Origin of the sequence: Winogradskyella rapida (assembly GCF_042675845.1) — a bacterium.
Taxonomy (GTDB): Bacteria; Bacteroidota; Bacteroidia; order Flavobacteriales; family Flavobacteriaceae; genus Winogradskyella; species Winogradskyella rapida.
On the sequence record NZ_JBHTKM010000017.1, the window covers coordinates 279,655 to 291,750 of the forward strand.

Annotated in this window: 12 protein-coding genes; 6 read left to right on the forward strand and 6 right to left on the reverse strand. The window is 34.6% G+C overall.

The genetic code is table 11. From position 1 onward, the window contains the following. Positions 1 to 171 precede the first annotated feature (171 nt). Positions 172 to 1,092: an AraC family transcriptional regulator gene (locus ACFQ13_RS05040; RefSeq protein ID WP_386114764.1), complete on the forward strand. Its 921-nt coding sequence runs from the start codon at positions 172 to 174 to the stop codon at positions 1,090 to 1,092. 7 nt (positions 1,093 to 1,099) lie between these two features. On the opposite strand, the gene ACFQ13_RS05045 is transcribed toward ACFQ13_RS05040, so the two are convergent. Further along, positions 1,100 to 2,476 (reverse strand): alanine/glycine:cation symporter family protein, encoded by a 1,377-nt coding sequence (locus ACFQ13_RS05045; protein WP_386114767.1) that lies wholly within the window; start codon positions 2,474 to 2,476, stop codon positions 1,100 to 1,102. Between the two features lie 233 nt (positions 2,477 to 2,709). Between ACFQ13_RS05045 and ACFQ13_RS05050 the strand changes: the two genes are divergently transcribed. From ACFQ13_RS05050 to ACFQ13_RS05065, 4 genes are all read left to right on the forward strand, one after another. Continuing rightward, a complete protein-coding gene (locus ACFQ13_RS05050; RefSeq protein WP_386114770.1) occupies positions 2,710 to 3,651 on the forward strand; it encodes a mechanosensitive ion channel family protein in 942 nt (313 codons plus the stop codon). A gap of 96 nt (positions 3,652 to 3,747) precedes the next feature. Continuing rightward, entirely contained in the window at positions 3,748 to 4,836 is a 1,089-nt protein-coding gene (locus ACFQ13_RS05055) for a heparan-alpha-glucosaminide N-acetyltransferase domain-containing protein (RefSeq protein ID WP_386114772.1), read from the forward strand. A gap of 42 nt (positions 4,837 to 4,878) precedes the next feature. After that, entirely contained in the window at positions 4,879 to 5,331 is a 453-nt protein-coding gene (locus ACFQ13_RS05060) for a hypothetical protein (protein ID WP_386114774.1), read from the forward strand. Between the two features lie 133 nt (positions 5,332 to 5,464). Further along, positions 5,465 to 5,938, forward strand: coding sequence for a nuclear transport factor 2 family protein (locus ACFQ13_RS05065; RefSeq protein WP_386114777.1), 474 nt, complete (start codon positions 5,465 to 5,467; stop codon positions 5,936 to 5,938). A 137-nt stretch (positions 5,939 to 6,075) separates the two neighbouring features. Here ACFQ13_RS05065 and ACFQ13_RS05070 read toward each other — a convergent pair whose 3' ends face one another. The 5 genes from ACFQ13_RS05070 to ACFQ13_RS05090 form a co-directional block, all read right to left on the reverse strand. Continuing rightward, positions 6,076 to 6,630 carry a 1-acyl-sn-glycerol-3-phosphate acyltransferase gene (locus ACFQ13_RS05070; protein ID WP_386114779.1) on the reverse strand — a complete coding sequence of 185 codons (555 nt, stop codon included), beginning with the start codon at positions 6,628 to 6,630 and terminating at the stop codon, positions 6,076 to 6,078. 119 nt (positions 6,631 to 6,749) lie between these two features. Next, positions 6,750 to 7,832, reverse strand: coding sequence for an iron-containing alcohol dehydrogenase family protein (locus ACFQ13_RS05075; RefSeq protein WP_386114782.1), 1,083 nt, complete (start codon positions 7,830 to 7,832; stop codon positions 6,750 to 6,752). 193 nt (positions 7,833 to 8,025) lie between these two features. Then, complete coding sequence (locus ACFQ13_RS05080; RefSeq protein WP_386114784.1) at positions 8,026 to 8,727, reverse strand: HAD family hydrolase; 702 nt, start codon at positions 8,725 to 8,727, stop codon at positions 8,026 to 8,028. Next, on the reverse strand, positions 8,718 to 9,446 hold the full coding sequence (kdsB, locus tag ACFQ13_RS05085) for a 3-deoxy-manno-octulosonate cytidylyltransferase (protein WP_386114785.1): 729 nt from the start codon (positions 9,444 to 9,446) through the stop codon (positions 8,718 to 8,720). Before kdsB ends, ACFQ13_RS05080 begins: the two co-directional genes overlap by 10 nt. Before the next feature lie 327 nt (positions 9,447 to 9,773). Further along, positions 9,774 to 11,213 (reverse strand): ATP-dependent DNA helicase, encoded by a 1,440-nt coding sequence (locus tag ACFQ13_RS05090; protein ID WP_386114787.1) that lies wholly within the window; start codon positions 11,211 to 11,213, stop codon positions 9,774 to 9,776. A gap of 157 nt (positions 11,214 to 11,370) precedes the next feature. On the opposite strand from ACFQ13_RS05090, the gene ACFQ13_RS05095 reads away from it, so the two are divergent. Beyond that, positions 11,371 to 12,096 (forward strand): hypothetical protein, encoded by a 726-nt coding sequence (locus ACFQ13_RS05095; RefSeq protein WP_386114789.1) that lies wholly within the window; start codon positions 11,371 to 11,373, stop codon positions 12,094 to 12,096.

Here is a 12,096-nt window from a genome sequence, read left to right on the forward strand (position 1 = left end):
CCTTTTTGTGTTTATTTATTAGTTTAGTGTTTTATTAGCTAAAAAATTATCTATTTAATAATTTTGATAAAGTTATTTTATCAATTTCTAAACAAATTGAACATATTTACTTTATTTTTGAACATATCTATTATATCAAAATATTTTAATTCAATTTTTGAAATACAGAGCATGAACGCCTTAATTAACCATCAGAGAAGTCAAAGAAAACTAAGTACTTTAGTAGAAAACAGAACTATTTATAGTGCTGAATATGCCGAATTAAACATTTATGAAACCCATAAACAGGTCGAACAAGTGGCACTTACCTTCGACTTCCCCATAATAGCTAGTATGCTTACAGGAAAAAAAGTGATGCATCTTGACGGCTTTGAAGCCTTTGATTTCTTTCCTGGCGAATCTGTAGTGATGCCCGCACATAAAGAAATGCTTATCGATTTCCCGATAGCGAGCTTAACAAAGCCTACCCAATGTTTAGCTTTAGGGATTGATGCGATTAAAATAAAAGAGGTTGTTGGAAAATTTAATTTTAATGTGGCTATTGAAGATGAAAATAACAAATGGAATTTAGATGAAACCTCATCTCATTTAATCAATAATGAAGATGTGAACCATCTTATAAAGCGCCTCACCTATACGTTTACTGACAACAACAGCTCTAAGGACGTTCTATTAGATTTAATGTTACAAGAATTAATTGTACGCCTCCTTCAGACCAAGGCCAAACGTTTAATTACTAGTGATACCCATAGTTTTTCAGATACACGTATTGGTACTGTAATTAAATTCATCAAGGATAATCTAACGAATAAAGATATTACGGTAGACCTCTTAGCGAAGAAGGCCTATATGAGCACCTCGCATTTTCATAAACAATTTAAAAACACGTTGGGGATTTCACCTATTGACTATATCAATTCGGAAAAAATAAAATTTGCCAAGAAGCTTATTAAATCTTCCAAAAACTTAAGGATGTCTGAAATCGCATTTCAATCTGGCTTTAATAATACCAGCTACTTCAACAGACAATTTAAAAAAATGGAACTGATGACACCTCAGCAGTTTAAAGCCTCCATTAGCCCTTCGTATTAAGCAAAGACTAAGACCCTTTCATCCGTTTGGTATAACGCTTTAATTCCTTGGTCACCTTTGGCGCTAAAATAATAGTCGCCACCATCGTTGGGATGGCCATGAGTGCAAACACCCCATCAATAAGGTTAATCATCATACTTAGACTTGTGGTTGCCCCAATAAGAATACTTAAAATATAGAAGTAGTTATAATAGTGCTTTTTATCGGCTCCAAATAAGAAGCTCATACATTTTGTACCGTAGTAGGAGTATGAAAACAGCGAACTCATACTAAAGACGGCAATACAGACCAGTAGTAGATACTTTCCATAAACCGGCATTACATCCGCAAAGGCAGAGGCCGTAAGACTCACTCCATTATTTGATGTTGTTTCCCAAACCCCAGTTACTAAAATAGCCAAAGCGGTAAGTGTACAAACCACTAAGGTATCTATGGCAGGACCTAGCATGGCCACCAAACCTTCTCGGATAGGCTCGTCGGTTTTTGCCGCTCCATGGGCCATAGGGGCCGTACCAATACCCGCTTCATTAGAAAATGCACCACGCTTAATACCGTGTAAAATTAAAGCCCCTAAAACCCCACCTAAAAAAGTATCATCTTTAGGATAATAATTGGCGGCAAAAGCATCTATAAAAATGAGTTTTAAATAATAGCCTAAAACATCATAATGAGCAATTAAAATAATGATCACTAAAATAAAATAGAGAAACACCATACTAGGTACCAAACGCGAAGCTACTGTACCGATACGCTTAATCCCTCCTAAAATCACCAACGCGGTAATACTTATTAGTATAAGTCCTATAATAATATTGGTTTTTAGACCCACTTCTACCCCATTAGGAATCAATAAAATATCATTTAAGGCTTGTGTTAACTGATTCACATTAAACACTGGCAAGGCGCCAATAAGCCCACAGAAACTAAAAAAAACAGCTAAGGGTTTCCAAGATTTCCCTAGGCCTTCTGTAATAAAATACATGGGACCGCCCTGTATATCGCCATTACTATCTTTACCTCTAAACATTATGGCTAAAGTGGAGGTGAAAAATTTAGTAGACATTCCTATTATAGCACTAAGCCACATCCAAAACACCGCACCTGGTCCACCAATAGAAATAGCGACTGCAACCCCTGCAATGTTTCCCATCCCTACGGTCGCCGACAACGCGGTTGTTAGCGCTTGAAAATGTGAGATATCACCAGGATCATTAGGGTCATCATACTTGCCTCGAAGTATATTTAAGGCATGTCCAAGGTATCGAAACGGTGCAAAATGAGATCGTATTAATAAATATAAACCGCCTCCTATTAATAGGATGAGTAAGGGTAATCCCCATGCTAAAGATGAAAACTCGCTAAGTAATTGATTTATAAAATTCATAAGTTAATAGGCGGTCTGTTAAGAGATGATCTATTTTTAATTCCAAATCAAAGCTAAATAAAACAAGCTTAAGAATGGTCATTTATCATTAGTTTACCATAAAATTATGTTTGAACCCGCCTTAAAATCATTTCAACTAATATTTTTTTGAGATGAATTAAGGATTTACGTACATTTCTAGGAGATTGCCAAACGAAAAGAATATTGAATTAACGCTAATACCTATTGTTATTATGAAAAGATCCTTGCAGCTTATTATTTGTATTTCACTTATTCTCATTTTTTTTAATATTGAAGGCATTATCAATGTCATTGCAACAACGACCAATAACGAGGGTTTTGAAAGCAGTATATTAGTGCCTCAAAGGAATAATTTTCTCATTATATGTTTTGCTTGGCTTTTAATAATCCTATTAAGAAAAGGAAAGGCCTTATTTTTAAAACGCTATGATATTAATGCTGAAGATAATCTTGAAGCTCGAAAAATGTACACGCAGATTAATCTGCTTGAAAAAATCATCATTTTTATTATTGGCTTATTCGCGGTAGGCTTTATTCTTTTATCCTTTGATAGTATTAAGAAAATTGGCTACGGAATATTTGCTTCAGCAGGTTTAGCCGGGATTATAATAGGTTTATCGGCACAGAAAGTTGTGGGTGCCTTACTAGCAGGAATTCAGATTGCCTTTACACAACCCTTTAGAATTGACGATGCTGTTGTGGTAGAAAATGAATGGGGTTGGATTGAAGAAATTAACCTGACTTACGTAGTGATCCGTTTATGGGATAAACGAAGATTGGTACTGCCTTCCACATATTTTTTAGAAAACCCTTTTCAGAATTGGACCCGAACCTCTGCAGATATTATAGGCTCCGTCTTTTTACATACCGATTACCATGTTCCGTTTGATGAATTACGAGAAGCTTTAACCACAATCCTAGAAAACTCACCACTTTGGGATAAGCAAGTCAACGTTTTACAGGTTACAGACTCTAAAGCCGATTCTGTAGAAATTAGAATTTTAGTAAGTGCGAAGAATTCTCCAACAGCATGGGACTTAAGAGTTCATGTTCGTGAGAAAATGATTGACTTTATTCAAAAGAATTATCCTCAGAGTTTACCGCGTACACGTGTCTATTTAGAAGATAAGAAAGCACCTTCTAAGCCCTCTTAGTCGCACATTTAAAATTGAGTGGAATGCTTTAAAAAAAGACGATAAAATTTTATTACAAGTCTAAAATAGTACATTTGCACTCCAACCAATTTTAGCTTGAATAGTAACCGCTTATATTTTATTGATGCCGTAAGAGCATTTGCCATCCTTATGATGTTGCAAGGCCACTTTATAGACACCCTTTTAGAAGTCTCCTATAGAGATCAAAGTTATCTTGCCTATAGGGTTTGGGAATATTTTAGAGGAATTACTGCGCCGACCTTTTTTACGATTTCCGGACTTATTTTTTCTTATTTATTGATAAGAGCTAAAGAACGGGGGAGCACAAAAATCAGAATTAAGAAAGGGCTCTCTAGAGGCTTGATGCTTATAGGCATTGGGTATTTGCTACGTGCTCCTATTTTAGATTGGTTGTTCGGACATTTCAACACCTATTTTATGGTTGTCGATGTTTTACAATGTATAGGACTCTCCTTAATTTTGGTGGTGGGTATTTATAAACTCACATTTAAAAACACCTTAGCTTTTTCCATAACCATGCTGCTTATTGGTTTGGCTATTTTTATTACTGAACCTTTATACAGAACCTTAGAATTACCCAATGTACCGGTCTTCTTTTCAAATTACTTAAGCAAGGCTAATGGTTCTGTGTTTAATATGATTCCTTGGTTTGGCTATGTGGCCTTAGGGGCATTTATCTCTACGCTCTTTTACAAATATTTAGAGCGACCAAAATTTAAAGCCTGCATCGTGTCTAGCTTTTTTGTGGTGGGGTTGTTGTTAATTTTATATTCGTCGCAAGCGTTTATCGCCATAAGTGATTTTTTCCATATCTCCATTTTTAAAGCCATAGCCAACTACAACTATTTATTTATACGTTTCGGAAATGTGTTAGTGATATTTTCTATCTTTTATCTTGCAGAAACCTATATAAAGCGTCCTCTCATTTTAAGAATCGGACAAAAAACACTATCTATTTACGTCATACATTTTATTATTATCTATGGCAGTTTTACTGGTATTGGCTTGCATCAACTTATTGGAAAATCTTTAAATCCGTACCAAGCGGTATTAGGCGCCCTTCTCTTTTTATCTACGGTATGCTTTATTTCCTTTTACTACGCTAAGACCAATGCCTTTGTCTATTCTAACATTCAGAAACTAATGCAGCGGATTAAAAAATAGTTCGATAAATTTATTTACTTTAGAAGACCAAAATTCAACCTTTTGAAATACACACAACTATTTACGGTTTTAACCGTGCTATGCCTTACCTCTTGTAATCGTATTACAAATACCACTAAAGATGGTATTAACAAAGGCGGTGAAGTTGTAGGAGAAGCAGCTACAGAATTTTTTGAAGGCGTCTCTAAAGGCGTTGACCATACTCTAGATTGTGAAATTATTTTTTCAAAATCATTGAAAAGCAAAGGGGTTTCAATGGGCGTTTATGATATTGATAGTCATGCGAACAACAAGAAGAATCAGCTTACGTTGTATCTTATTTTTGAACAAAATTTTGAAGGTGACTTAACCGCTAAAGTATATAACAAAAAGAATTTAGAAATTGGCAGAGCTCACAGTACTATCTCTGCAAAGGCTGGTGATGCGGGATATTATGACTTCCAATTTGATAAACGCACCGATATAGGGTATAGAAATACAATTGTTATTGAATAAAAAAAGGTTAACCTCATCGTGCTAACCTTTTTAATTTTCATAGCAATTAAATCCCCTTCTCGTATAGAATAATCATTAACTACACCCTACTTACGATATTAAATCAAAGTCGGTTTTATAAACCTTTGCTGTTATGACCAATATTTTAGAAACTTTTTACACCGCATTACAAAATTGTGACGGTCCCACGATGGCAAATTGTTATCATGACGATGTTATTTTTGAAGATCCTGCTTTTGGCATCCTAAGCGGAGAACGCGCCAAGGCGATGTGGTTAATGTTATGTAAAACCCAAAACGGCAACAATTTTAAGGTTGATTTTTCGCATATAGAAATGACGGAAAATAAGGGTTCTGCGCATTGGGAAGCTCAATATATATTTAGTAAAACCGGAAGACAGGTCCACAATAAAATTAACGCCTCCTTTGAGTTTAAAGATGGTCTTATCATAAAACATAACGATGAATTTAATCTTCATCTTTGGGCCAAACAAGCTTTAGGTGTTAAAGGTATCTTTTTTGGTGGTATGACCTTTTTTAAGAACAAGCTTCAAGGCCAGACCAACAAGCTGCTAGACCAATTTATGGAAAAAGAAAAGCTATCGTGATTAACGATAGCTTTTAGATTATTTTTTACAATGTTTCTTTTTAGGGACCTCAGTTTACTTTATGTTTCATTGTGTTAAGTAAATGGCAAATAACATGCCAAAACACTAGAAATCAAACTTTAAAGTAAAAAAAATTACTAATCATAACTATAGGCTTTAACTTTCCCTTCTACTCCTTTAAAAAAGGCTTTCATAACTTTTAAATCGGCTTCAATATCATCCGTAGGATAAAACGGTTCTGATATTTTATTTTGTTTGTTTTTAAAATCTAAGGTAAACATAATAATAGGCACATTAGCTTTCTTAGCAATGTAATAGAAGCCCGTTTTCCATTCTGTCACTTTTTTACGAGTTCCTTCTGGAGCTAGTGTTAAGCGAAACTCATCTGTAGACTCAAACAACTTTGCAATAGCTTCCACCTTATTTTGCCCTGAAGTACGGTCTAAAGATCGGCCTCCAACAGCCCTAAAATAATAGCCTAATGGCCAAACAAATAGTTCTTTTTTACCCACAAAATTGGTTTTAACATCAGCAATTTTCCTGAGTAAAACACCAATATAGAAATCATGCCAACTGGTATGAGGTACCGCAATGATTATAGATTTTTTCACGGTATCTTTTGAAAAGTTGGTATTCCCGACCACTTTCCAACCTAAAATTTTAAAATATATAAATTTAGCTAACCAACGCATTTTAAGCTCTGTCTTAAGTTATTTTATAAGGTCCTCATAAAGTTCAGCAATCCGCCGCTAAAACTAACATTTAAAGCAGGATTTCGTGATAAGGCCTTATCGCTCTTGATTGATAGAAATTACATCTTTTTATAAAGCTCAAGCAGCTTTTCTCTTGTAATGATGGTTTTCCAGTTTTTACCGATCGCATTTTCCCATAAGGGCTCTAAACTTAAGGCCACATCAATCATTTTATCAAACTGTTCGGGCTCTAAACTGGCACAAACTCCTTGAGGAATTTCAATATTATGTTTGGCTTTCATCTTTTTAAAGATTGCTACACCTTCAGGATAGTATTCTTCTAAATGATCAAAAACGATACAGTTTCCGACACCGTGTTTAATTCCTAATAAATAACCTAAACCATAGCTCATAGCATGAGCCACTCCCACTTGAGAGTAGGCAATACTCATTCCGCCGTGCCAAGAAGCCATCATAAGCTTATCTTGAGCTTCTTCTTCAGATAAATTACCTTCTAAAAAGATTTCTTTACACAACTCAAAGGCTTTTTCGCCATAACTTTGGCTAAAAGCATTAAGATAGGTCCCTGTTAAAGACTCTACACAGTGTACAAAACAGTCCATTCCGGTAAAAAACCATTGGTCTTTAGGAACATCTTTTGTCAACTCTGGATCTAAGACCACTTGATCAAAAGGCGTATAGTCACTATTAATACCTAATTTACGTACCGGACCGGTTAAAATTGTTGTTCTAGAGACTTCGGCTCCTGTCCCTGATAAGGTCGGAATTCCAACGTGATAAATAGCAGGTTGTTTGATAAGATCCCAACCTTGGTAATCTTTAGATTCTCCTGTATTGGTTAACATTAATGAAACCGCTTTAGCAACATCTAAAACAATACCACCACCAATACCTATAATTCCCGAAGGTAATTCGCTATACTCTAAAATAAGGTCTTCAACCAACTGATCAATTTGATCCGTAGAAGGCTCTTTTAAAGTAGGAACATAGATTATTTTGTCTTTATATGAAAGCGGTATTCTAGAGGTTAACCAATGATTCCCTTTAAAGACGTCATCTACATAAAAGATGAACGGTGCCTTTGTTCCTTTGCGCTTTAAAGCGAGAATTTCGTCGAGTTGATTAAAGCTTCCGCGCCCAAAAACCACTCTGGACACCATTGGATAATTTTTAAATTTCATTGACTTTCTATCTTTAACAAAAATAAGAACTTTAGTTAATTATTAGTATTGAACACGTCTAAACTTTTACTTTTATTCTATTTATTTTGAAGTGAATTCTTACTATTTTATCACTCCTTTAACGCTATAATTTAGTCAGAGTATGATTTAGAATCTCGAATTGTAATTTTCTTATAAACTTTTGGGTGTTTTTTTAGAAATAATTTAAAATCTCTGTTAAACTCGAAACTGTTTTATAAGCCAATCCATTGGTTTCTTTTTGCGTAACACGCTCATGCTGCCATGTGGTATGAAAAGGAACATGAATTGCTTGCGCTCCAATTTTTACTAGCGGTAAAATATCTGATTTTAACGAGTTCCCTACCATTAAAAAGGACTCAGGCTCAATATCTAATCGCTTTAATAACTGCTCATAGTTGTCCTCTTTTTTCTCACTTAAGACTTCAATGTGATGAAAATATTTTAACAAGCCCGATTTTTCTAACTTCCGTTCTTGGTCTAACAAATCGCCTTTAGTCGCCACAATTAATTTGTAATCTTTAGACAGTACTTTAAGCACTTCTTCTACCCCATCAAGCAACTCAATAGGTTTATTAATCATGGCCTTACCAAGTTCTAAAATCTTTTCAATAACCGTATTAGACACCGTACCATTAGAGAGGTCTAGGGCCAATTCTATCATTGAAAGTACAAATCCTTTCACCCCATAACCATAGGTTGGCAGATTTTTAATTTCAATTTTAAACAGTTCTTGATCTATTTTATTTGGTGTTTCAAAATGCGATAATAACAGCCCAACTTCTGCTTCAGCCTCTCTAAAATAGGTTTCATTAACCCATAGCGTATCATCGGCATCAAAACCTATAACTTGTATGTTTTTATAATCTACTTCCACAAACGCTTTGCTTTTTCTAAATCTTCAGGTGTATCAATTTCTACACCTTCAATTGAGGTTTCAACCATTTTTATTCGCTTTCCGTATTCTAAGTAGCGTATACATTCAATTTTTTCAGAAGCTTCTAAAAACTTCATCGGTAACACTGTAAAATCTAATAAGGCCTGTTTTCTAAAGGCGTAAATTCCTTTGTGCTTAAAATAACGTGCTCCAACCTCTTTATCTCGTGGATAAGGAATAGGGCTGCGTGAAAAATATAAGGCAAAATTTTCTTGATCTACAATAACCTTAACCGCATTAGGATTGCTAATTTCCTCCCAATCCTTAATCTCTACCATAAGAGACGCTAAATCAATCTCTTTTGCTTTATCATCTTTAAAAACTTCTAAGACTTTTGCCAAGCTTTCACGTTCTGTAAAAGGTTCATCACCTTGCACATTTACAACGATGTCGCAATCTACATTAGCCACAGCTTCTGCAATTCGATCGCTCCCCGATTCGTGTTCCTTAAGGCTCATAATAGCTTTCCCGCCATGATTTACAATTTCATCATAGATAATCTCGCTATCCGTCACCACATAGACGTCGCTAAACAAATTGGTAGCTACCGTAGCTTCATACGTTCTTAAAATAACAGATTTTCCGGCTAAATTTTGCATTAATTTACCTGGAAATCGCGAAGCACTATAGCGTGCGGGAATCATGGATATTATTTTCATTGATGTGATGTGTGTCTTGAAAGTTTTCAACTTCAAAAATAAGATTTAAAGCTGATTTTATTCTATATCTGTCTAACTTTTTGCTGTTTTCAAGCTAGCGCTTTGTATTCAAAGTCTATAAAAAACGGGATTTACGTCTATGATGTAGAGACAAAATATTGCCTTTAGCCTCTTCTTCCTTCAGAAATAGTTGGTATTCGGAAATTCCACCCTAAAACTAGCCATTCTTTAGCGCTAATTAAGGTTGCACTACATTATGAGGAAAACTCATGCGCAGCCCTACCAAGGTAATAGTTAACTTTCCCTATTTATAAGAGTGTTTTCTATTTAGAAGGTTTCGTTATCTACAAACATGTCATCCTTAAATCCTATAAGGTATAACTTGTTCTTCGCTCTTGTAATGGCGGTATATAACCAACGGATATAATCCCTATCCATACCATTAGGTAAATAAGGTTGCTCTACAAAAATGGTATCCCACTGACCACCTTGAGATTTATGACAGGTAATGGCATAAGAGAATTTTACCTGCAAAGCATTAAAAAACTTGTTGTTCTTTACACCTAAAAACTGTTTGTATTTAGTCTCTTCAGCATAATCTTTAGACACTTCTTGATATAAACGGTTTGAGTCTTCATAACTAAGAGAGGCACTTTCTACTTCTATAGTGTCTAGCAACAATACCGTTTCAAAGGGCTTCATTTGAGGATAATCTACCATTCTCACCTTTACTTCTGCAAACCTAAAACCGTACAACTCTTTAATACTAAAGATTTCGAGGACTTCAATAATATCACCATTAGCAATAAAGCCTACTTCTGTGTTGGGTTTAATCCAGAAATAATTATTTTTAACAACCATTAAGTAATCGCCCGAAGACAATTCACTTTCATTAAATAAGATCCGCTGCCGTATTTGTTGGTTATACATATTGGCGCGTTTATTACTTCTTACTATTATAGCGGTTTCTTCATAGCCATTTTCACTATAAGCATCATTAATGGCATCCATAATTTCATAACCGTCTATTAGTCTCACGCTATCGGTAAAGCCATTCAAGTTAAATTTAAAGCTTTCATAAATGGTAGAATCTAAAACTGCTCTTAATTCGGTGGCATTACTTAAAATACCCGAATCATATTCTTGTCGCACCACTTCATCTAACTCAATCCCTAGAACATCCTTAACGTAAGTTAAGCTAAGATTGTTTTCATCTAGAGCCGGACTTAAATCAGACTTTACCGGTGGTAATTGGGCTTTATCCCCTATTAATAAGAGTTTACAATTCTGACCCGAATACACATAAGAAATCAAATCATCTAATAACGAACTGCTATCAAAGGATTTAGAATCTGGAGGCGTATCTGAAATCATAGAGGCTTCATCAACTATAAATAAGGTGTTTTTATGTTTGTTGGGTTGAATAACAAAATTAACACCCCCGCCCTTCTCTTTTTTAGGAAAGTAAATCTTCTTATGAATGGTAAAGGCTTCTTTCTTTGAATAATTAGAAATCACCTTAGCCGCCCTTCCTGTAGGTGCCAATAATACGGCACTCTTTTTAGCGTGCCATAAATTAGAAACTACAGTACCTATAATACTTGTTTTACCGGTACCGGCATAACCTTTAAGGAGATAGATGGCATTTTTATTCAAATCAAAAATAAATTGAGACAATTGCATTAGCACCATATCTTGTTTAGACGTTGGTGTAAAGGGAAATTTAGATTTTAATAGCGAATAAAATGCGGATGCATTAGAAATCATATAAGAATTTAAATAATAGAGCAAGATAGCATTATTCTCTCTTTTTAGAGCCCATTATACCTGAAGTTAATTATTTTTTTTGATTTTTATTTTAGATAGTTTTTAGCAACAAAAAAAAATTGTAGATTTGCGTTAGACCTAATTAATAAAAACTAATATGAACGTAATTATTGCAATTGTAGTTATTATACTTTTAACCGTAGGAATCGTATGGTTAATTGACAAATTTGTACCAAGAAAAATAAAACCAGTTATTAATATCTTACTTTGGGTCTTAATTATTTTCTTAGGCTATATTACTTATAATTCTGTTTACAAAGAAATAGAATTTAACCAACTTAAAAAGAAACGTTACGCTGTTGTTATTGACCGTCTTATTGACATTAGAGATTCACAATTAGCTTATAAAGATGTTAACGGTGCTTACACTGCAAGTTTTGATTCTTTAATTAAATTTGTTGAAACAGGAAAAGTGCCAATTACACAACGTCGTGATACTTTAGTTTTAGATGAAGAACGTACACGTGCTTTTGGTGGCGTTGAAACCATGAAGACTTTAACACTTATTGACACCTTAAGTTATTACTCAGTTAAAGATTCTGTCTTTAAAGGAAGTGACCGTTACAAAACCATGATGAATGTTGGTGTTGGTAAAGAAGGTGCTAAATTTACACTTAAAGCTGATAAGTTAGATGAATTTCCAGTTTTTGAAGCAAGTGTAGAGAAAGATGTTATCTTAGCTGACCAGGAAGCTTACTTGGTAGAAAAAGAAAAGCAAGTTGTTTCTGTTGATGGTGTAAATGGACCAACTTTAAAAGTAGGATCTATGGAAGAAGTTTTCACAAAAGGAAACTGGCCAAAAAGCTACACTAATAAAGAATAG

Bases quoted from the DNA above. Each gene is read 5' to 3' on its own strand.
- ACFQ13_RS05070 (WP_386114779.1), bottom strand. From the start codon at position 6,630: ATGCGTTGGTTAGCTAAATTTATATATTTTAAAATTTTAGGTTGGAAA.
- ACFQ13_RS05090 (WP_386114787.1), bottom strand. From the start codon at position 11,213: ATGATTTCTAATGCATCCGCATTTTATTCGCTATTAAAATCTAAATTT.
- ACFQ13_RS05045 (WP_386114767.1), bottom strand. From the start codon at position 2,476: ATGAATTTTATAAATCAATTACTTAGCGAGTTTTCATCTTTAGCATGG.
- ACFQ13_RS05065 (WP_386114777.1), top strand. From the start codon at position 5,465: ATGACCAATATTTTAGAAACTTTTTACACCGCATTACAAAATTGTGAC.
- ACFQ13_RS05040 (WP_386114764.1), top strand. From the start codon at position 172: ATGAACGCCTTAATTAACCATCAGAGAAGTCAAAGAAAACTAAGTACT.
- ACFQ13_RS05075 (WP_386114782.1), bottom strand. From the start codon at position 7,832: ATGAAATTTAAAAATTATCCAATGGTGTCCAGAGTGGTTTTTGGGCGC.
- ACFQ13_RS05095 (WP_386114789.1), top strand. From the start codon at position 11,371: ATGAACGTAATTATTGCAATTGTAGTTATTATACTTTTAACCGTAGGA.
- kdsB (WP_386114785.1), bottom strand. From the start codon at position 9,446: ATGAAAATAATATCCATGATTCCCGCACGCTATAGTGCTTCGCGATTT.
- ACFQ13_RS05050 (WP_386114770.1), top strand. From the start codon at position 2,710: ATGAAAAGATCCTTGCAGCTTATTATTTGTATTTCACTTATTCTCATT.